The sequence below is a fragment of the Janthinobacterium agaricidamnosum NBRC 102515 = DSM 9628 genome (assembly GCF_000723165.1).
GTDB lineage: Bacteria > Pseudomonadota > Gammaproteobacteria > Burkholderiales > Burkholderiaceae_D > Janthinobacterium > Janthinobacterium agaricidamnosum.
On record NZ_HG322949.1, the window covers coordinates 5505927 to 5527789 of the forward strand.

Below are 21863 nucleotides of genomic sequence, written 5' to 3' on the forward strand. Positions count from 1 at the left end.
ACACTAACAATCAAGGCAAAAATGGACCGTTTCGACGCCATGCGTCTGTTTACCCGCATCGTGGAACTGGGCAGCTTCACCAAGGCGGCGAATGACCTGGGCATGCCGCGCGCCACCGTGACGCATGTGATCCAGCAACTGGAAACGCGGCTCGGCGTGCGCCTGCTGCAGCGCACCACGCGCCACGTCAGCGCGACGCTGGACGGCAGCGCCTATTACGCGCGCTGCCTGCAATTGATGGCCGACCTGGAAGAGGCTGAAACGGCCTTCGACAGCAGCGCCGCCAGTCCCAAGGGACGACTGCGGGTCGATTTCCAGGGTACGCTGGCGATGCATTTCGTGATGCCGCATTTGCCGCAATTCCTGGCAAGCTATCCGGACATCGAGCTGGAAATCGGCCTCGGCGACCGCGCCGTCGACCTGGTACGCGAAGGCATCGACTGCGTGCTGCGAGTCGGCCAGTTGCGCGAATCGAGCCTGGTGGCGCGCAAGGTCGCGTCGCTGACCCAGGTGACGTGCGCCGGCAGCGCCTACCTGAAAAAGATGGGCGTGCCGCGCACGCTGGACGATTTGCAACAACACCAGGCGGTGAATTTCTTTTCTTCCGTCAGCGGCAAGATCTTGCCATTCGAATTCCTGGTCGATGGCAAAGAGCGTGAGGTGATGATGCAGGGGCGGGTCGCGGTCAACACCGCCGAAGCCTATGAAAAATGTTGCATCGATAACCTGGGCTTGATCCAGGCGCCGCGCTACCACATCGCAGACCAGTTGGCAGATGGCAGATTGCAAGAAGTGCTGCCGGAATTCCGGCCCGCGCCGATGCCGGTTTCCATCATGTACCCGCACCACCGGCAATTGTCGCGCCGGGTGCGGGTACTGGTCGACTGGCTCGCCGATTTGATGAGCCGCGGAGAAACCTGACAGCATCCGGCATGCCAAAACGGAAATCGCCAGTGCGGCTATACTCTTGCCCAAATACGGCAGGAGAGCGACATCATGCGGGGCATCGAATTACGGCAACTACGGTACTTTTCCATCCTGGCCACGGAACTGCACTTCCGCAGGGCGGCCGACCTGGCGTTCGTCACCCAGTCCGCGCTCAGCCAGCAAATCAACAAGCTCGAAGAAACCATCGGCGTGCCGCTGCTGACGCGCGGCCGCACGGTGCAGCTGACGCCGGCCGGCGTGGTGCTGCGCGACCAGCTCGAACGGATGTTCAATCAACTGAATTGCGCGGTGCGCAAGACCCGCGAAGCGGCGCTGAACCGCGACTACCGGATCGCCATCGGCCTGGTGGAATACACCAACCTGCCATTCGTACCGCCGGCGCTGATGCGGCTGCAGGCGGTGTATCCCGAGCTGTCGGTGGCGCGCCATGAAATGGACACGCTGAAACAGATGGAAGCGCTGCAAAGAAAACAGATCGATATCGGTTTCGGCGTCATGCTGGCGCCGCTGCCGGCCGATGGCAGCTTGCAGGCGCAGCCGGTATTGCAATCGAAATGGACGCTGCTGATGCGGGCCGACCACCGCCTGGCCAGGCTGAAAAAACTGCGTACCGACGACCTGGCCGGCGAACGCCTGATCATCTTTGAACGCTCGGTCAACACCGTGCTGTACGACAACTTGCTGGCCGATTGCCGCCAGCACGGGTTCACTCCCAACTTCGTCTACCAGACCTCGCAATCGCAGGTCGGCATCTCGCTGGTCAACCAGGGCATGGGCGTGATGCTGGGCGCCGCCTACGTGTTTGCCAACCTGCCGGCCGGCATGGTCTGCCGCGAAATCTGCGACATGCAGTCGCTGGCCGTGCATGTGTTTTCACGCAGCGACCAGGCCGACCCGCTGATCCTGGAATTCATCGGCATCGCCGTCGAAGAAGGCCGCCGCAGCCAGCTGGCGCAAGACGCCAGCTTCAATCGGGCGCCGCCGCCAGCGCTGTCGCCGGCGCCGTCTTCCGGAATCTGAACACGACCGCGACACAGCCCGGAATGGCTGTGGTTCATCGCATCAGTCGAAGTTGGTGCCGCTGCTGAGGGTTTCCCACTGGTCGATTTCAGCACCCAGGCCGGCCAGCCTGGTGCGCACGAAGGACACGGCGTCGGGCCCCAGCAGCAGGTGCACCGGCGGCGCTTCGGCGGCGACCGCGGCCAGGATCGCGGCGGCGGCTTTTTGCGGATCGCCGGCCTGCTTGCCGTCGCGTTCGCGGCGCGCCAGCCGCACCGGCGCCAGCACCGGATCGTAATCGCCGATATGGGTGGTGTTGCGCTTCAACGAACGGCCGGCCCATTCAGTACGGAACGCGCCCGGCGCCACCGCCGTGACCTTGATGCCGAATTGCGCCACTTCCTTGGCCAGCGATTCGCTGATGCCTTCCAGCGCGAACTTGCTGCCGTGGTAGACGCCGATGCCGGGGAACGTCACCAGGCCGCCCATCGACGTGACATTCAGGATATGGCCGGAACGCCGCTGGCGCATGCCCGGCAAGACCGCCTTGATCACCGCCACCGCGCCGAACACGTTGACCGCAAACTGGGCCCGCACATCGTCCATCGTCGCTTCTTCGATGGTGCTTTCAAAACCGTAGCCGGCGTTATTGAGCAGCACGTCGATCGCGCCGACTTCCTGTTCAACGTTGGCCACCACCCGCTCGACGTCGGCGTCGTTGCCGACGTCGAGCAGCACGCCGTGCGAACGGCCGGGAACCAGGCTGTCGAATGCGGCGCGTTCGCCTTCCGAGCGCAAGGTGCCGACCACCTGGTCGCCCTGCTCCAATGCCGCTTGCGCCACCGCGCGGCCAAAGCCGCTGCTGACGCCAGTAATCAACCATGTACGCATTTTTCAATACTCCTCTTTGATCAGTGGAACTGCCATGAAGAGTATTTTGCGCGCCGCCAGCGGCGCCGGCCAATTCGAAAAACTGCGCTGCTTGATAAGTTGCGCTAATCGGACCTGGCGGCCGCTTGATTCAAGCGCGTATCAGTATCAGGACGCGACGTAGAAGCGGTACAGCGCCTTGTACGGCACCCGCGCTTCCTTGCCCAGGTCCGCCGCCGTGCAGCCATCGGCGGGCGCGTTGCCGGCTTCGGTCGCCAGGCGCTGGATGAACGTGACGCGGCTGAATACGCCATCGCCGCTGGCCGACTTGGCCGACAGCAGCAGCCATGGAATCGCCTTGCCGGCCGGATCGTCATGCTTGGCCTTGACCTCGCCAACCACCTTGCTGCCGTCCTTGCCTTCCCAGGTCGGACCGGCATAGTGCTTGCCGACGACCACGCCGGCCGCATCGGTCAGCGTCGCCTCGGGCGCCTTGAAAGCCCATTCGGTTTGCGCCGGATTGGCCTTGGCCGGGCTGCAGACATAAATCTGCACGCCGGTGCCGTTGACTTCCAGCGACAGCTTGTGACCGGCCGGCGCCTGCAGCGCATCCGGCACGCTGACTGGCGGGAAGCTGGCGGTGGCCGTGGCACAGCCTGACAACACGGCGACCAGTGCGGCGCCGGAGAGAATGCGTATGTTCATGTCACTTCCTGGTGTGAGGGTACGACGATCAAAGTACTTGTTAACGCAAGTTGCCGGTATGGCCCAGCGAATAACGGCCCGGCTGCGGCCATACCGTCAAGCCGTGCGGTTCCTGGCCGACCCGCACCTGGTTCACCGCGCCGCTGGACGTGTCGATGCGGTACACCACATCGTCGAAACGGCCGGACAGCCACAGGTATTTGCCGTCGGCGCTGACATTGCCCATGTCCGGGCTGCCGCCGCCGGGAATCGGCCATTGCGACACCACCTTGTCGGTCGCGAAATCGATCACGCTGACGCTGCCCTTGCCGAGCCGCTTGCCGTGGATCAGGTGGGTGCCGCGATTGGCCACATACAGTTTCTTGCCGTCGCGGCTAGGGTAGATGCCGTGCGTGCCGACGCCGGTCTGGATGAAGCCGATCTCCTTCAGCGCCTCGCCGTCGATCACGTGCACGCCATCCGCTTCCATGTCGGCGACATAGAACTTCCTGCCGTCCGGCGAAATGCGTATGTCTTGCGGCATGCCCTTGGTGGAGCTGCAAATTTCATTGGCCGGGCCGCCGACCGGCGCCGATGCGGCAAAGCGGGTGGCCGGCATCTTCAATTTCAGGTAGCCGGCCACCTTGCGCCCGACCAGGTCGATCTTGGCGATGGTGCCGTCGAATTCGCAGGTGAAGATGGCGTAGCGGCCATCGGTCGAAAAGTCCGCGTGGTTGATGCCGCCGCACGATGGCGCATCGATCGAATACTGCATCGCCATGGTGTGCGGATCGCGGAAATCGAGGCGGTGGCGCGCTTCGGCGACCACGATGGCCGACTTGCCGTCCGGCGTGAAATACATATTGTACGGATCGTCGACCGGCACTTCCTTGCCCGGCTTGCCAGTCAGCGGATTGACCGGCGTCAGGCTGCCGTTATTGGTGCGCTCGGCATTGTTCGCCACCCACAGCGTGCGCAAATCCCACGCCGGCACCACGTGCTGCGGCCCGCTGCCGACCTTGAACTTGTCGACCACTTTCAAAGTGGCCGGGTCGATCACGTAGACATCGTTGGAGCGCAGGTTCGGCACGTAGATGCGCGCCAGATGGTCCTTGACCACCGGGCTCAGGTGCGACGGGCCGATGCCGCCGTAGACGTTTTGCGGATCGGCCAGCGGCGGCATGCCGGGCAGCGGATTATAAGCCGCGGCAGGTGTGCCCGAGGCGGCCGGGGCGGCGCCGATCACGTGGCCGGTCAGGCCCATGCCGGCCAGCGCCAGGATCGAAAGGCCGGCGAAGGAACGGGCGCGGTAAGTCAGTTTTATCATGATGTTTATCTAGTAGTGCGTTTAATTTGAACGGTGATGGTCGCGCAGCAGCGCATTGATCGCGGCCACCGAGGTATCGACGATGTGGCGCACCCCCAGCTGGCCCAGCTCGGCGCTGGCGCGGGTGGCGTCGCCGCGCACGCCCTCCTGCGGCGTCGGCCTGGGACCGCGGGCCAGCGCCTCGCTGCGCACCAGCGAGGCATCGGTGGCCAGCATCAGCGAGGCGTCGGCCAGTCCCGCGTGCAGGCCGATTTCGGCGTTGCTGTAGCCGCGCTTCTTCAAGTCCTCGACAAACGCGGTCTGGGTGATGTCGTAATAATCGAGCAAGGCGTAGGCGCGCGCGGACGGGTCGGCGGCCCACGCGTGGTTCAGCTTTTGCGCCACCCGCACTTCGCTCTTCTGGTAACCGCCATGGTCGCCGATGAAGATGATGTCGCGGAAGCCATGCTGGCGCAGGCTGGCGGCGGTGCCTTCCAGCAGCGCCTCGAAGGCGGATTCGGGTATCGAAATGGTGCCGGCAAAACGCATGTGGCCGGCCGGCGGCTTGATGCTGCCTTCCGGGACATACGACACGACAGGCGCGACGATGGTGTTGCCCAGTTTTTGGGCAATCATCTTGGCCAGCACGGCGGCGCGCACATTATGCTTGCCGAGCGCGATATACGGGCCGCTCTGCTCGACGCCGCCGATCGGGACCAGCACCGTGGTGGCGCCATGCTCGATCCGGCCGCGCAACTCGGTGCTGGTCAGCTCTTCCAGCACCACGCTGGCGGAAGGACCGTGCTCGGCCGCCACAGCCAGCCCGGGAGCCAGCGACACCGTCATGGCCATGCCGGCCAACAGGGACGAAACCAACAGGGACGATACACAAGACCGCGCCATCATCGGCCCGGTCCACTCAATTTAGCGCATCTCGCTTGCATCACATTGCTCCATCAATATCGGCCGTATTCATCTTCCTCCAGCGTGCCGAAGTCAGAGTGAGAGTATGCCTGAATAATTTTCTTTGGGTAGGCGAACACCGTTCAAACCTGCCCGTCCATGATCGCAGCGACAACTTAAAGGGCACTGAAAAACCACACAATAGCGTGCCGCTGGCGTCGTGCCTCAAAATGCATGACGGACAGGTAAGTCAAATCACGATGCCATCATGCACGAGTAAAGTCGTGGAGCGGATGCGCCGGTACGGCGCGTCCGGCACGCTGATTGATACGCTGATACGCCCTCACGGACGAAACAGGCGACCTTGTATGAAGAGGAAAAATTTTCCGATCGAACAGATCATCGCCGTGCTCAAGCAAGCCGAGCTTGGCACGGCAGTCGGCGATATCGTGCGCCAACTGGACATCTAGTCGCAGACCTTTTACCGCTGGAAACAGGTCAAACAACTGACGTGGCGGCAAGATGAAAATACCCGGCTGAAAAAGCTGGTCAGCGAACGAAGCCTGGACAAGGCGATCTTGCAGGATGTGGCGAGGCTGTGTTGCACCAGGCAGCTGTGTTAGCAAACGCTACCGCGCTTTGGCCAGACCCCGCTGATGGCAAGGTCGGACCTGAGGCGACGCGATTACAGAGCGGCCTGCGTGGTGATTGATGCGGACGATACCTCGGCCAGCTCGCGGTCTCTCAGCATCAAGGCCGTATACTTTTCGATCTGGCCGAGCGCGCGTTCGACCTCAGGCATGCCGGTACGCAAGTTCAGCACGGCGAGGCGCGCCACCACGCGCGCTCCCAGCAGGGTGGTCGACAGGAACACCTGGCCAGCGCTATTGATCTGCTGCACCAATCTATCAGTCAGCTGGTTGTCGGCATCCAGCGTGGCGGCCGCGCTGCTGCAATTAAAAGTAACAATCGACAGCACCGGTTGAGCGCCGACGGCAATGCCGGGCATGCGCGTCAAGCGCTCGAACGCATGCCCGGCAAGGTCGAGTTTTTCATCCAGCGCGCGACGAAATGCCGCTACGCCATGCAAATGCAACGGCAACCACATCTTCAAGCCACGGTTAGGGCGCGTCAATTCCGGACTCAAATCAGCAAAGTCGTCTACGTGCTGATCGTCGAGGTCGCGCAAATATGCCGCTTCTTCCCCGGAATGCGCACGTTTCAGAATATTGCCATCCCGTACCAGCAAGCAACCTGTGCCGAACGGCAAGAATAATCCTTTATGAGGATCGAGCACGATACTGTCAGCCTGTTCTATGCCGGCAAAGCGACTGCGGCCGCGCTCCGTCAAGCGGAAAAAACCACCGTAAGCCGCATCGACATGCAGCCACAAGCCTTGCTCGCGGGCGAATTCTCCCAACTCTTGCAAAGAATCGATAACGCCGCTATTGGTGGTGCCTGCCGTAATCACCAGGCAAAACGGCCGGCGGCCCGCCTGCCGGTCTTGTTGCACCGCGACGCGCAGTGCGGCGATATCCATGCGATAAGCGGAATCGACCGGAACCATGCGTATCGCATCCGGACCGAAACCAAGAATCCGCGCCGCCTTCGGAATACTATGGTGCGCCTGCTCGGTCATGTACATGGTCGCGCCGCTGATATCGCCTTGCAAGCGTTCGGTGCGCGCGCACAACAGCGCGGAGAGCGCCGCCAGCGACCCTCCAGAGGTCAGAATGCCTGACGAACCGGCCGGCATTCCCATCAAATCGCCCAGCCAGCGCAGCACGTCGCGTTCCAGCGCGACCATCGCCGGTGCCGCGAAATTCACCCCGGTATAGTTATTCAGGACGCCGGACAGCAAATCCGCGATCGCCGCCGTCACCAGGCTGCTGCCGGGAATATATGCAAGCGTCTTGCCATTCACAGAACTGGCGCCCAGCCGGCCCGCACGGCCCACGATTTCGAGCAACTCGCTCAACGACCTGCCTTGCTCATCAGGAAGAGCACGCGCGGCGGGGTCACGCATAAAAGCATCGACGGTGTCGACGTCATATGCCGGGCTGGACGGTATAGCATCGATATAGTCGGCAATAAATTTCTCCGCGGCACGCAACAGTGTCGTGGCTTCTGCGGATGATGCCACCAAGGGCATCATTTCTGGCGCTTCATTTATCATGATAGCAATTAGGTTGCATTAATAAAAATAGTTTCTTGCTACACAATCTATAAATCTGCGGAAATTGTAGCAGCGATCACAGCACTGTGCTTACTATTAGTAAAATTCAAAATTGATCTTTGGTTAATAAATTGAATAATAACTCGCCCTGTACCGACGTCCTGCCGACAAGGGACGTAGTCATCCTGTGGGTAAACATCGCCTGCCTGCAGCCCTTCGAGGACGGCAACAAGCGGGCCGCTCCACACCGACGGCGCCACCTTGTTACTCGACGAACTGTACAAGCTGGAGGAATTCAACTGCGCGCCTTATCGCTTGACGATGAAGGCGACCCAGCTGTGGATTGCTGCCGGACAGCCGTCGTGAGCGCGCATGCTTGCTTTGGTAAACAATAGTAAATAATTGATTCTATGAGGAAAAACTGAAGGAAAACTGGTGCGGCTGGCTGGAATCGAACCAGCGACCCTTGGCTTCGGAGGCCAAAGGTAGGAATATGAGAACTGGCTTACTTTAGTGGTAATTCCTTGAATTAGCATCATATTCCGAACGGAAAATCCAGGCAAGCATGGGAAAGGTTAGGAAGAAAATCGGGTATGTTTTTTCCCAAGATTTTCCCACCGACTACAAGAGTTAGAGAGCCACCTTCCCGCTTGATGCGATGTCAAGGAGCGTTGCCGCAGAGTTCAGAGATGGACTCACAATTGCCGCGCCCGTAGCCAAACATGACATCGATATGGTGTCATCTAAGAATAAAAAACAACTATGCAGGAGAAATCTCGACCTGAACTGCAACCATCCAGAGAATACGTTGTTTGCGCCGATTATCCAGCGCCAAGAATCACATACGGAATATATCCTCCACCATGTTGTCCAACTTCTCCTTAACCGCACGCCAACGCGGCAGCTGTCGATCCAGTGTCTGGTAAAACTTGGGACTATGGTTGTGATGCAGCAGGTGGCACAACTCGTGGAGTAGCACATAGTCTATGCATTCCCGAGGCGCCTTGACCAGCAACGGGTTCAGCGTAATACGGCCGGCGGGCGAGCAACTTCCCCATTGCACTGTCATGAACTGGAGACGTGTTGGCGGAAGCTGCTTGATCCATCGCAGCGGTGCGGCAACGACAGCAAGACGTTCCGCGAACACATCACGCGCCCGCTGGCGATACCAGCCATCAAGGGCAGACTTGATCGTAGCCGGGACATGGCTCGGAACTGTCACAGTGATGAATGCGCCGCGCATGCGTGCTTCCACCATTGCCTCCGCATCGACAATGACTTTCAGGCGATAACGCCGCCCAAGGTAATGCAGAGACTCACCGCTCACGTATTCGCGTGGGAGCACGTGAGCCATTCGCGCTTTGGCCGCAACTACGTGCTGACTGATCCAACGTGACCGCTTCTTCACGGCCTTCAATACGTCAGCCAAAGGGGCAGTGTCAGGCGCGTCCACCAACACTCGGCCGTCTGGTTCCACATGGATAGCAAGGCGCGAAGTAGTACGTGAAGGCTGCCGACGTAGGCTGAAAGCGATGATCTCATCACCATAGACAACGCGATGTTGAGAGGTGCGTTCAGACGGTAACGTACTCATCACTTGCTCAGCCCCACACGCGTAATCTGGATGACCTGCTCCACCACTTGCTTTGCATTGTCGAGACCCAGGGTGCCGAACAACAGCGGCAACAAGCCCTTACGGATTGCCGCTTCGATATTCTGCGGGTTGAGCGAGTTTTCTGCGACTGCATCGCGAACTAAAGTGTCCATCGCTAAAGCCTGCTGCACCAAGCCGTCCACAGCCTCACTGCTATGCGCAGCAAAGGCATCCTCCCCCAGCACCAGACGAATCGCGCCAAAGTAGGCCTTGGCATGTGGTTTATCTGCCAAGGCCTCCGGCACGCCCGGTATCGTTCGAGACTCCAGTTGTTGCGCGAAGGCCTGAAACAGAGCGTACTGCTTTAGCGGATGATCGAACATGGCCTCCGCCTCGGCAATGGCTTGCCTCAGCAGTTCACCGAACACCTTTTGCGCATAGGGGTCCTCCACTAAGTCCTGTTCGATAGTCTTACGCAGGCGGGTACGAATCATGTCCGTTTCATTACGCGTCTTTTCTTCAGACCAGTCTTTAGGGTCTTCGACCTTGCCCAACTGGTGCACCAAGTACACGCCCTCAGGTTGTCGCACTTCGGTTCCGATGACTTGCTTATCTACCAACTTACGGATTTGCTCTTCATAGACGCTATAGTCCACAGTCTCCATCGCGTCCCGGCGGGCGGTTTGCCGCAGCTCAGTGAAGAAGCGCAGGTCAGCTTTGTATCGCGCAATCAATTCCTCCGAGAAGCTCTTGTCTTCGAAAAAGCTGCGAGACGATAGTGCAGTCTGTAGACACAGACCGAAAGCGGTCAGCGCTTCATAGAAATCGTCACGTAATTTCTGACGTTCGTCATACTCTTCTCCATCACTGCCTTTCACAAACTTTGGGCTCAGCACCTGACGATACTGCTCGCGATCTAGCTTGTTGGAGACCGATTTGAAGAACGACCACAAGTGGTCATGCAACGTCGGCAGGCGCTTGTATTCCGTGCTGAATTGGTGGTACAGCCCTTCGAGATCGCTGACATCAAAGCCGCCCTGCGTTCGGGTTTCCAAGTCCTGGTATCCACGGATTGCGGTGTCCAATTCCTTCAAGATGCCTCGGTAGTCCACCAACACGCCATACCGCTTAGCATCATGCAGACGATTTACGCGTGCCACTGCCTGTATGAGGTTGTGGCCTTTCAACGGCTTGTCAATATAGAGCACGGTGTTGCGCGGCTCGTCGAATCCGGTCAGCAGCTTGTCCACCACGATCAACAAGTCCGGAGCGCCGTCGGTGCCAAAGTCGTTGACGATCCGCTTTTCATAGGCCTCGGCGTCGTTACCGAAATTGGCCATGGTCTGCTTCCACCATTTCTGCACCTCGGGCAGGGTATCTTCGTCCACGTCAGCGTTGCCTTCTCGCGTGTCGGGGGCCGAGACCACTACGGCACTGGTCACCAGACCGGTATCGTCCAAGGCTTTCTTGTAGCGAATCGCATCGAGCTTGCTGTCCGTCGCCATCTGGCCTTTTAGCCCCAGATCGAGCTTTTTGATGTTCTCGCTGAAGTGGGTAGCGATATCCCAAGCAATTAGCTCGATGCGGTTAGCTGCACCGTAGATGACCCCCTTCTTAGCGAACTTTCTCTTCAAGTCAATGCGCTGGGCGTCGCTGAGGTTGCTGGTGATCTTCTCGAACCAACGATTGACAGCGTCTTCGTTGATGTCGAGTTCCGGCATGCGTTCTTCGTAAAGCAAAGGGGCGACCGTTTCGTCCTCCACCGCACGCTGCATCGTGTAGGCGTGAACGATGGGACCGAACTTATTGGCCGTCTTCTCATTCTTCAATAAAGGGGTGCCAGTAAAGGCGATGTAAGCTGCTTTTGGAAGCGCCTTCTTCATGCGCTCGTGAGTCTCGCCGCCATGGCTGCGATGGCCCTCATCCACTAGCACGATCATGTTGGCCGAGTCGTTCCGGCACTCGGGCAGCTTGGATGCTGTGTTGAACTTGTGCACCAACGTGAACGTGATGCGCTCTGTTCCGCTCCCGATGCGGCGGGCCAAATCTCGACCGGAAAGACTGCGGCTTTTCTCTCCGTCTTTCTGCGTGGCGATGCTGGAGCCAAAGGCGCCGCCAGTCATAAAATTGCGCGAGAGTTGGGTTTCCAGATCGATGCGGTCGGTCACTACCACCACGCGGCATTCCTTCAAGGTTTCCACCAAGAGCAGCGCTTTGGTCAGGAACACCATGGTGAAGCTCTTGCCCGAGCCTGTGGTGTGCCACACAACGCCTCCCTCTCGGCCCCCATCCGGGCGCAATTGGCCAATGCGTGTCAGCAGCGAGCGGATGCCAAAGAACTGCTGGTAGCGGGCCACGATCTTGCCCACCTTGCGGTCGAAAAGCACATAGCCGCGCAGGAATTCTAGCAAGCGGGCGGGTGTTAGCAAACTGACCAACAAGCGGTCCTGTTCGGTTGCCTGCATAGGAGCGCTCCATAGTGCGTCAAAGTAGGTGGCCAGGGCGACAGGCTTGCCTTCAAACAGCGCACCGCGCACTTTCGGCGTCAGCGATGCGTTCTTGCGAGCTTGCATATGCGCCTCGTCGAACTCTTCTTCACGCCACTTGGCCCAGAATTTCGCGGCCGTATGGGTAGTGCCATAGCGTCCATCGGTCTGGCTAATGGAGAGCAACAACTGAGCGTAGGCAAACAAGTTGGGAATTTCGTCAGGCCGCTGATTGCGCAAGTGCTGGCTGATACCCTCGTTCACCATGGCCTTGGATGGGTGGCTACCGCCGCCTGACTCAGGTCGCTTGGCTTCGATCACCGCCAATGGAATGCCGTTCACGAAACACACCACGTCCGGCTTGCGATGATATGTGCCTTGTGCGGCCAGCACTTCCAACTCTTCGGTCACATCCCAACGGTTGGCTGTCGCATCAGTCCAGTCGATCACGTGGATGGTGGGTTGGTGCTTCTTGCCGTCGGCCATAAACTCCGTGACTGTGATGCCCAAGGCTAACTTACGATAGAGCTGTTCGTTAGCAGACAAAAGCCCTTCGGCAAGACTGAGTGCAGCCAGCTCCCGCACAATTTGGTCGATGCCACTGGGCGACAGCGGATACCACTCACCCTTATATTCGTAGCGCCGCTCCTGCAGCACTTCGATTAACCGAGGCTTGAGTAACACCTCTCGCGTGCCGCCTCGCATAGCCAGCGCCTGTCCAGTAGTCAGAAAGTTCCATCCCAAGTTGCACAGAAGGTGCAATGCTGGCATATGGGCGCTGTATTGTTCGCGGGAGTTGGGTGTGATGTTCATACCTGAGATTCCGTCCCAACCACGGGAAGCTTGACTCGACGTTTTCCAGTCAAAAGCTGTGACATGAGAGCGGCCTTTTCCCGGTTCAACAGCTCAAGACTCCGCTCGTGCTGACTGACCCAGATATTTGCTTTTTCCAACACGTCTGCAATGCGTTGCTGCTCCTCTAGAGGCGGGACCGGTACCTGGCAAGCAAAAAAGTCAACCGGGCGAATATTCAGTAGGCCGTTGTTTCGAACTCCTGTATTGACAAGGGCACCCAACTGATCATGCAGATAGTCTGCACGGAACAACTGCTCGTAGAAGCCCGCTTTCAAGCTCTTAGAGAGCTTGAAGCATACATAGACGTTGGGCACAACACCGCGCTCGTAACTCTTCAATGGAAAGACGCAACCGAACTCGAAAAGTTTGGAGTTCCCCTTGTTATAGGCGAACTCTCCTCGATCCAGCGCGATATAGTTTTCAACGCTTTTTCCAGCCATGAACCTGCTGTACTTCTCATCTTGCCGCACAAAGCCACGGCCGGAAGATATCATCAGAACAGGCAACGCCTCATTTTCGTCCGCTCGTCGCTGAACCCGCTCAGAAATCTCGCTAATGGCGACCATGGGCCAGTCACCTCGGATGGCAGGCTTGATGAGCAATTGTTGTAGCAACGCAGTCAAATGTTGCCGACTGCTAGCAAGAAGGCGCTCCGACGCAACTATAGCTTGATTCCAAGTGGAGAGAATGCGGGCGATGCGACGCTGCTCCCCTGGTGGTGGAACTAAAATCGGCTGGTGATCAATGTCTGATTTCTTAACATGCACTAACGTTGCCTTAAAGCCGTGCGAATGGGCCTCAATACGGTCAGTCACATGTTTTAACGCCCAATACAACCATTCACTGTCAACGTTCTCTTTCGGCTGCACTTTAAATATGTGCTGATTAAGTACTCCTCGCGTGCCATTCCATATTGTTGGCCCAAAAGAGACGCCCTTGGTTCCAGCCCAAGAAAACAGCATTTGTCCAGGATCGACAAGCCAGCGCTTGTCCGGCACACCTGAGAAATAGTCGAATTTCTGGCCACCGTTCAAGTTCTGGATTCTGATAATCGGTAACCCAGCAGTATCCCAATCCGTAGGCCCAAAGCCATGTCCGTTGCGCATCTCACAAACGTCCGCGACTGTTTTGGGTATCCATGTTTTCGGATGTTTCATATATCCACCTTCTTACTCAACCACCGAGACTCAATCAAGAAGCCGAATGACATGCGCGTGCAGTAGTTTTCTGTTTCATAAAGCAAGAACTCGATATCCGTTCCTTGGCTGGGTTCTGCAGCAGCAAATTCGACCTGCGGCACCATGGTGGCTTGGCAAATTTCACTCATAGCCCAACTCCTTCAGGTACACGGCCATCTGGGCCTCAAGACCCGCCAAATCGGCCTTGAGCTGCTCGCGCTCCCGGTACACGGCGATCAGATCAATTTCTGCCTCTTCCTCGAAGGTATCCACATAGCGCGGAATATTGAGGTTGAAATCGTTCTCGGCGATCTCGACCGGCGAGGCAAGGTAGGCGTATTTGTCTACACTCTCCCGTGTGAAGGCTGTGGTCAAGACGCGATGCAGGTCCGCTTCACGCAGATAGTTCTGGTTCTTGCCAGCTTCATAGTTGCGACTAGCATCAATGAAGAGCACTTTATCGTCAGATTTGTTCTTACGGAACACGAGCACCACAGCTGGAATGCCTGTACCGTAAAAGAGCTTTTCTGGCAGCCCGATTACCACGTCAAGCAGGTTTTCTTCGATCAGCTTCTGGCGGATACGCCCCTCGGCGGCGCCCCTAAACAGTACGCCATGCGGTACGACGACTGCCATTCGGCCAGTACCTGGCTTCATGGTTTCGATCATGTGCAGGATAAAGGCATAGTCCCCTTTTGTACGCGGCGGTACTCCACGACGGAAGCGGCTAAACTTGTCGGCGTCAGCGCCCTCAAAGCCCCACTTTTCTAAGCTAAATGGAGGGTTAGCGACCACGATGTCGAAGTGTTTTAGGCTGGCAGCACTATCGAGCAGCTTGGGGTTGCGGATGGTATCGCCCCACTCGATGCGGTGGTTATCCTCGCCATGCAGGAACATATTCATCTTCGCTAGGGCCCAGGTGCTGCCTATGGCTTCTTGCCCAAAGAGCGCATACTTTCGTGAACCAGTATTCTCGCGAATCAAGCGGCCACACTTCATGAGCAGCGAGCCTGAGCCACAGGTGGGGTCGCAAATTTCGTCCCCTTCCTCCGGAGCCATCAGGCGTGCCATGAGCGCAGATACTTCGGGTGGGGTGTAAAACTCGCCGGCCTTTTTACCGCTCGTAGAGGCAAAGTTCTTGATGAGAAATTCGTAGGCATTGCCGATCACGTCGAGCTGGCCCACGCGACTGGGACGCAAATCCAGTTCCGGCTTGGCAAAGTCTTCCAGCAGATGGCGCAAGATGTCGTTCTTCTGTTGCTCATCACCCAGCTTATTGGAGTTGAAGCTGATGTCCTGGAACACGTCGCGCAGTTTAGTAATGTTAGCCTCTTCAATGGCATGCAAAGCCTTGTCGATACGCTCGCCATTGCCTGGGCTGTGCCGCAGGGTGTGCAGCGCGTAAAAACTGGCACTGGCTGGCAAGACGAAACGCTCGTTTTTGAGCATTTCCTCGATCAACTCGGGGTGGTCGCCGTATTGCTTCTTGTAAGCATCATAGTGGTCCTGCCAGACATCGGATACGTACTTGAGGAATAACATCGTCAGGACGAAGTCCTTGTAGATGCTAGGGTCCACAGTGCCGCGGAAAGTGTCGCATGCGGCCCATACGGCGGCATTGATGTTGTCCTGGCTAACCGGCAAGCCTTGGAGAGGGGCAGGTTTGATGGCGATGTCGTTCATAGTTCCGGATTTCCTAAGGGGTCAGTTAGAGGCCTGCACTGTGTGTGCTAGGCCTTCCGCGAGCGCCTGGAGTTGGAGTTCGCGGTTGTGAATAAGTTGTTGGAGGGTGTGGCGCTCCCGGCTGGCGAGGTCTACCAAGGCGACAATGCGGTGCTGGTCTGCTAGCGACGGCACGCACAACGTGAGCGACTCCAGAACCGGGCGCCGAATGCTGAGCTGGCTACTGCCTTCAGCCGCTTGCTGAAGCTGGCGCTGAAACGGCGGTTGATTAATCTGCCATGCCAAGAAGGCGGGCAGTAGCGGAACCAGCGGAGCAACTTGGAGATGATAGAAATGGGGGCTGCAAACGGCCGGGCTAGGAGGCTCACCGATGCAAACCGCGTAAAAACGCGCGCCCTTGGAAACAAACAGGACGTCGCCAGCCTTGAGCCAGTCCGGATGCTTTCGGCCGGGCAACGCCGTGCGCGTGGCACTAGACCAATTCACGCCACATGCGGGATCAACATCCTTCATCTGCAAGGCAAGCGCGCTACCGTCCGCCGACTCCTCAATGGAGCCCCGGAAGGGGTAGCCGCTCTTTACGATTGCCAACGCAGCGAGCGGGAAAATTTTTGCATCAATGTCCATGCAGCGATTATATCAAGAATGTATTTTCGCGCAAGATATTTTGCATCATAGAGAATGAAGCGTGAAATTAGGGCGCTTAGATCGGCACTGCCTTCGCAACAGTTACCGCTGGGTGAATTACAACCTATCGCCACGCGGCATTTTTCGCGAAGCGCCGTAAGTGCTTCTGGAATCATGTCTCTAAAAGAGAAGCAGCCCATCCCACTCAGAAAACGTGTCCAGTCATCTGACAAGCAGGACGATGGCTTGCCTCATCACAGCCGTACTACCAGGTGTCGAGGCGAGGCCCATCGATATAACTAGGTCGCACGCTTCGCCTCGACGTAACCCCGCCAAGAGGCTAGCTGCGCGACGAAAAGAGAAAGCGAGAGAGTATTCTTAATGGCCTTGCCGCTCGATCACAACGCTGATGCCAAAATGCGCTAGCTATTAGATCAGGCTCACAGGTCGCCCAACCATCAAGGCACAGCCGAGCCTCTCTTGGACGGCATCATGTCGGGCCAAGGCCTGACCATGACAACATGCTGCCAGCAAGCATAATGGGGCGCCTCACGGATCGAAGGAGTTCTCGCCTCCTGTTGTGATGCGGCCAGCAAGAATTTTTATGGAGATAGGACGATGGAGAATTGGATGAAATGGGGGCGCGGTCTGCGGGTGGTAATGGCGATTTTTGCCGACGCGCGGCGGTAGTACGGAACTCGGTGTAGATCGCACGTCGCTGGGGCTGGTTGTGAGCGCGCAGCAGCGGAAAATCCGCCGGGAAATATGAGCCCATACTCCCGGTGAGCAAACAATTTTATGCGAGGCTATTAGGGTTTACGCCCATCAGTTGAGGTGGTGGCTCACCAGTTACGATCCGATGCACCGTTGACTGCGATACGCCGTAGTGCTCAGCGAGCTGTTCTTGGGTGTAGCGTGATGCGTGGTAGAGATGGTAAATCTCGCGCTTCACTTGATCTGAAATTTGCCGCGAGAAGTCCATCGGAACCAACGCCAGCATTTGGTTGAGGTACTGGATGTGCTGTCCGAGTGCAGCTTCTGTTTCGCGAATCTTTGTCATCAGACCAACGTATTGCAGCTGATCCTCAGGCGTGGCAATTCTGGGGGCCATAATCGACAGCTGGCTATACATATTGTTGCGGTGAAACTCCATCTCTTGAATGAGTTGGCGAATGCGAGCGATCTCTTGGCGCTGCACTTGTGGAGCCTGCGCGTAAATGGGCGAAAGGGCCTGTGGAAATGTCATTATTTCTCCTTGAATAAATAGGATATCCAATTATTACATGAATATCCGAGTTATTCAACGATTTGTAAAGAATGGCTGTCTCAACCCTAGACCTATCGTGGAAGGAAAAATCTTCTAGTCGGAAGTCGACGGCAAGCGAGTGTGACAATTCGTGTACTTTTCATCTAGGCAAGATGCTATCCTAACTGCCGTCGGCTTATCTCGACCATGCTCGGAAAATTTAAGGCTGGTACTTGGGCAATTCGCCATCGGTCGCCTGCCAGAATCAACAAAAAAAGTGAGGGATAGTTTGATTCAGGTCATTGAGATTGACATTGGCCAGCTCGGAGTGCGGTTGCCGCGCGGGGAAGTCGGGATGGTCATTGCGCAGCCGTTTGTGGATTTCGTCCATTTGGAACCATTTCCCCTTGTACCCGCAGTCAGGGCTACGGCACTGGCCGGCATCGACGCCACGCTCGCTGTGGCCCGCGCCTGCGTGCACGGTGCCGAGAAGACTCATTTCACCATTTTTCCAGAATGTACACTGCCTGGCCTAGCCGGCTTCGACCACATCACGGCTGCGATGGCTGATGACACTTGGCCGGCAGGTACAGTCGTCATTGGAGGGCTCGAAGGCCTGACGCGGGAACAATTTAGCCAACTTGTCCAGCGGCCGGGTACAGTCTACGACGTTGTTGGCAGTTCGTTGGATCGCGTCCGTCAAGATCAATGGGTCAACTGCTGTGCAACTTGGGTAAAGCTCGAGTCTGGCGAAGTTAGGTGCTGGATTCAGACCAAAATAGAACCCGCTGGTGTCGAACTCCAAGTCGACCACCAATCCATGTTCAAGGGGAAATCCATCTTCTTGTTTAAGGGTACCTATGCCGACAACCATGCGCCTTATCGTTTTGCAACTCTCATTTGCTACGACTGGATTGGGGTCCGGGATCAACGTCGCATCTGGGAGTGGCTTCTGCAGGACATAGAGCAGACCGCAGCTGCGATTGAAGCACAGCTGCCGCTCACTTGGCTGTTCGTAGCTCAATGCAATCCGGGGCCATCGCATGCTTCTTTCATGAGTCAGGTTCAGCCGTTCTTCAATCCGGTGCAATTCCCTAGTGTACTTCGTGAAGGTACTTGTTTAGTCATGGCGAACGTGGCGGGGAATGCGGCTCCTGGTAGTGCAAATCAATATGGTCAGTCCGCTGTCATCTTCGCAAGCGACAAGTTCATGAAGCCTGAGAGTATGCCCACATACTGCGCTGGCGGCGAGTTCCAGAGACCTGGCAATCCATTGGAGAACTTCAAGGATGCGGTATTCCGAGAGCGCGGCGCGTGCATACACTCGTTCCGTCAACTAAACCCTATGGCCTTGCCGCCAGGCGCGGCAGGACGGCGATATGCACTTGCCGAGGCAACTGTGCATCCATATCCAGGAACAGAGGACCCCCGCACTCCCTCAGGGCTTGTTCCTGCAGTAGTAAAGTGGGTCAACGACGAACTCGACGATCCCCAAAAGTCCTTACAAATAAAATATCCAAATTTGCCGCTGGCCGACGCCGCTGCAACTGCTCATCTGCGAGCAGTGAACGCGCTTCGCTGGCTGCCGCCAGACGCGCTCAACAAGACGGTGTTGATTGCGTCTCCAGCGGCGCGTAGCGTCCCAGATAAATGGCGGAACACTCAGTCTCAGGCGATCAAGCATGTCCTGCACAGCTTCTCAATCCTCGAAGTCGCCAAATATTCAGCAATATTCCATGGCAACGGAGCGCAGGCCACCATCATCAAAGGAGACACAAGCGTCGAAGTCGTCGCCGTGATCGGCCAAAGCCACGAGGAGTGCGACAAGCACGCTATGGACATACTACCGGACCATCGAGGTCAACTGCTTCTGGTAAGTCGCGACGAAGACAACACGTCATGGAATCCGCGGATGCGAACTTTGTTTGACCAAGCCGCCGAGCCGACCAAGGAACTCAACTTTACAGACCCTACCAGCGCGATTATTCGTGTCGGCTACCACGACTTTCTTCAAGCATACCAAGGCTCCGCGAACGAAACGGAACTACGAAAGGCACTCGATGCAGCAATCTCCTGAAGTCTTGAGCCTGCCCTCAGAGCTACGCGGCGCGCTGTCGCTGCTTATGGCCGGAGCGACCTTCACAGAGGAGGTTCTTCGCGAGGATTGCTTACCATTGCTCTTAATGCAACGAAGTCATGCGATCACCGCATTTGCTGTTGGTGATGAGGCAGACTACGACCTGCTGTATGCGGCGTTCAAGAAGCACTACCTCAAGCGAACTGCGGAGTGGTCCACGAAAGACGTGTCATTCGTGTTTTGCGTTCCGGAGAAAACCGCCGTTCAAGAGTCTTTCCGTTCGCGCGTCGAAGTCGACGTGTATTTCTGCAGAAAATATGTCATACAGTTGGACCAAAACCTAGCTGGCAGCCTCGCTAGGCTACCATTCCTACCGCTATCACCGGTTACCGCAGGAGCACAGACGCGACCGCCTTCAGCCCAGACGTTACTTCGACAACGTAATTTGAAGGCGGAATTGGCAAAAGCCCTTGTTGTACCCTCGCAGAGTAGCGCGACCTCGATTTTTAGCGCGTGTCTTGAAGGAATCTACGGCGCTCCAGACAAAGTTGCCGGGGCGCCCCCGGAGGCACACTCAGAATCCACCACTGAAGAGCGAGTGCAGGCAACACTCAAGTCGATTTCAATCCAGAACTTCCGAGCCTATCGTACAAAGAAAAAGTTTGAGCTTGGCTCAGCTGTCACGATTCTTTACGGTCCCAACGGATTTGGCAAAACTTCATTCTTCGACGCCATCGACTTCGCTGTCACTGGTGGCGTTGGTCGGCTTGCCAAGACAAGTGGAGGCTTGGCAAAGGCCGCGAAGCACCTAGACAGTGGCGATGAGTCGACCTCGGTTACGCTTACGCTCGAGCGTGAAGGTGAGCAACACGTCATTTCTCGCGATCTGGCGGACCACAACACTGCACAGGTGAATGGAAAGGCCACCACGAGAAAAGATGTACTCAGCCTTCTGACTGGCGGAGCTCCAGCTGCGGCTGATCGTGTCGATAACATGGTAGCTCTTTTTCGAGCTACACACTTGTTCAGTCAAGACAGCCAAGAGCTCACCCGTGACGTTGCGGAAAAGTGCGAACTACCAGCGGACATAGTGTCACGCATGCTCGCATTCGAAGACTATGTCAGCGGTTTGAAAAAGACCGAGGACGTGCTGAAGCTCTCTCGGCAAGCGCTCACTGAGGCACGGAAGCAAGCTCAGAGCGCTCGCAGCGCCATGGACGCCGAGCGGCAGGAATTAACGCGCCTGGAGGGCGTTGCTTCTGCAGATGCGACGCCGGATGCGCTCAACGCTCGGTTTACTGAGTTAGAGCAGGCGATTTTGACCTCAGGGTTCAATATGTCCGGCATCAGCGCTCGCGATACTAGGGCTCTCCGTGCGCTGCTGGAATCTTCTGCAACTGAAGCTGTAAGCGCGCGCGCAAGGGTGTCCAAAGCCCTTGAGCACGTCACGGCCTTGAGAACGCTGCATGAGCAACTCGAACCAATGCGCGCGCAGCTCGAAGAACGTAAGGCGCTGGCCAAACGAACTGAGGCTAGTGCCAATGAGGCGTCAGCGCGCCTCGGCGCGCTGACGAGCGAGCTTGCGCAGTTCAAGACTCAGGAACAGGGCGAACAGAACCGACGTGATTGGTTCACATGGGCTACCTCCGTTCAGCCGGAGTATGCGCAGCTGACCGCACAGAACCAGACTCACGCTGAGAACCTATCTAGGCTCAACCAGCTTCTAAATCAGCAAAGGGAGAACCAGTCCAACGCGCTGAGTGCCAAGGAGGATGCGGCAGCAGCGGTTCGGCGCCTTGATGGCAACCTAAAGGCCGCTGAAGATGCGGCGGCTCGCGTACAACAGATCAAAGAGCAGGCAGGCCTCTGGGCGCAGGCAGAACCAAGATTGGTAACCATACAAACCCTCGAAGCAACGCTGCAGGGGTCACCCGACGCGAAACGCGCGCGGCTCGGCGAAACCCAGCAAGCGGTCATGGCACAGGAACATCTTGTCGCTCGCGTAGAACGTGAACTCGGTTCAGCCAGAATCAATGATACCAGTCTACAAAAGCTGATTGCCGAACTCCGAACTCACATAGATGGCGCGACTTGCCTGCTATGCGGTCACGACCATGGTAGCCAAGACGCGTTATTGGCTGCCATCGACCGACGCATGGCTCAAAGTGACCTCGTCTGTTCGTTTGCTGGCCGGATTGACCCTCTCAGTTTGACCCTCCCTCCAAGTCCTC

16 protein-coding genes and 1 pseudogene (1 of these 17 only partly in view) are annotated in these 21863 nt (G+C 57.3%); 5 read left to right on the plus strand and 12 right to left on the minus strand.

Translation table 11 applies throughout. The features are described 5' to 3' along the window. Positions 1–21 precede the first annotated feature (21 nt). Both GJA_RS23835 and GJA_RS23840 read left to right on the plus strand, forming a co-directional pair. A complete protein-coding gene (locus GJA_RS23835; protein ID WP_038497426.1) occupies positions 22–921 on the plus strand; it encodes a LysR family transcriptional regulator in 900 nt (299 codons plus the stop codon). A gap of 75 nt (positions 922–996) precedes the next feature. Beyond that, a complete protein-coding gene (locus GJA_RS23840; RefSeq protein ID WP_081905551.1) occupies positions 997–1968 on the plus strand; it encodes a LysR family transcriptional regulator in 972 nt (323 codons plus the stop codon). Positions 1969–2010: 42 nt separating this feature from the next. Here GJA_RS23840 and GJA_RS23845 read toward each other — a convergent pair whose 3' ends face one another. The 4 genes from GJA_RS23845 to GJA_RS23860 all read right to left on the minus strand — a co-directional run bounded on the left by GJA_RS23845 (position 2011) and on the right by GJA_RS23860 (position 5653). Next, positions 2011–2838, minus strand: a complete 828-nt coding sequence (locus GJA_RS23845) for an oxidoreductase (protein ID WP_038497429.1) — start codon at positions 2836–2838, stop codon at positions 2011–2013. Positions 2839–2985: 147 nt separating this feature from the next. Then, entirely contained in the window at positions 2986–3522 is a 537-nt protein-coding gene (locus GJA_RS23850) for a DUF3455 domain-containing protein (RefSeq protein ID WP_038497432.1), read from the minus strand. A gap of 40 nt (positions 3523–3562) precedes the next feature. After that, on the minus strand, positions 3563–4828 hold the full coding sequence (locus GJA_RS23855) for a YncE family protein (RefSeq protein WP_038497435.1): 1266 nt from the start codon (positions 4826–4828) through the stop codon (positions 3563–3565). A gap of 21 nt (positions 4829–4849) precedes the next feature. Next, on the minus strand, positions 4850–5653 hold the full coding sequence (locus GJA_RS23860; RefSeq protein WP_242404618.1) for a creatininase family protein: 804 nt from the start codon (positions 5651–5653) through the stop codon (positions 4850–4852). A gap of 425 nt (positions 5654–6078) precedes the next feature. On the opposite strand from GJA_RS23860, the pseudogene GJA_RS28400 reads away from it, so the two are divergent. Further along, positions 6079–6303, plus strand: a pseudogene (locus GJA_RS28400) (transposase); the annotation flags it as partial. A 92-nt stretch (positions 6304–6395) separates the two neighbouring features. Here the strand turns inward: GJA_RS28400 and GJA_RS23870 are convergent. The 8 genes from GJA_RS23870 to GJA_RS23900 form a co-directional block, all read right to left on the minus strand. Then, a complete protein-coding gene (locus tag GJA_RS23870) occupies positions 6396–7688 on the minus strand; it encodes a pyridoxal phosphate-dependent decarboxylase family protein (protein ID WP_051781290.1) in 1293 nt (430 codons plus the stop codon). 1036 nt (positions 7689–8724) lie between these two features. Beyond that, the gene (locus GJA_RS23875; protein WP_038497442.1) at positions 8725–9480 is read right to left on the minus strand and encodes a M48 family metallopeptidase; all 756 of its coding nucleotides are present in this window, start codon (positions 9478–9480) and stop codon (positions 8725–8727) included. Beyond that, entirely contained in the window at positions 9480–12779 is a 3300-nt protein-coding gene (locus GJA_RS23880; protein WP_038497445.1) for a type I restriction endonuclease subunit R, read from the minus strand. The genes GJA_RS23875 and GJA_RS23880 overlap by 1 nt, the downstream gene beginning before the upstream one ends. Continuing rightward, complete coding sequence (locus GJA_RS23885) at positions 12776–13978, minus strand: restriction endonuclease subunit S (RefSeq protein ID WP_038497448.1); 1203 nt, start codon at positions 13976–13978, stop codon at positions 12776–12778. Before GJA_RS23885 ends, GJA_RS23880 begins: the two co-directional genes overlap by 4 nt. Beyond that, a complete protein-coding gene (locus tag GJA_RS27915) occupies positions 13975–14148 on the minus strand; it encodes a hypothetical protein (RefSeq protein ID WP_156484125.1) in 174 nt (57 codons plus the stop codon). Before GJA_RS27915 ends, GJA_RS23885 begins: the two co-directional genes overlap by 4 nt. After that, positions 14141–15682, minus strand: coding sequence for a type I restriction-modification system subunit M (locus GJA_RS23890; protein ID WP_051781291.1), 1542 nt, complete (start codon positions 15680–15682; stop codon positions 14141–14143). The genes GJA_RS27915 and GJA_RS23890 overlap by 8 nt, the downstream gene beginning before the upstream one ends. A 21-nt stretch (positions 15683–15703) precedes the next feature. Next, positions 15704–16309 carry a restriction endonuclease subunit S gene (locus GJA_RS23895; RefSeq protein WP_038497451.1) on the minus strand — a complete coding sequence of 202 codons (606 nt, stop codon included), beginning with the start codon at positions 16307–16309 and terminating at the stop codon, positions 15704–15706. A gap of 796 nt (positions 16310–17105) precedes the next feature. Then, on the minus strand, positions 17106–17555 hold the full coding sequence (locus GJA_RS23900) for a helix-turn-helix domain-containing protein (protein ID WP_038497454.1): 450 nt from the start codon (positions 17553–17555) through the stop codon (positions 17106–17108). A 289-nt stretch (positions 17556–17844) separates the two neighbouring features. Between GJA_RS23900 and GJA_RS23905 the strand changes: the two genes are divergently transcribed. Together GJA_RS23905 and GJA_RS23910 are read left to right on the plus strand one after the other, a co-directional pair. Further along, positions 17845–19632, plus strand: a complete 1788-nt coding sequence (locus tag GJA_RS23905; RefSeq protein WP_038497458.1) for a hypothetical protein — start codon at positions 17845–17847, stop codon at positions 19630–19632. Between the two features lie 106 nt (positions 19633–19738). Further along, positions 19739–21863 carry the 5' portion of an ABC-three component system middle component 1 gene (locus GJA_RS23910; protein ID WP_479686749.1) on the plus strand. It continues 20 nt past the right edge of the window, so the window shows 2125 of its 2145 coding nt (coding positions 1–2125); it begins with the start codon at positions 19739–19741; its stop codon lies off the right edge, out of view.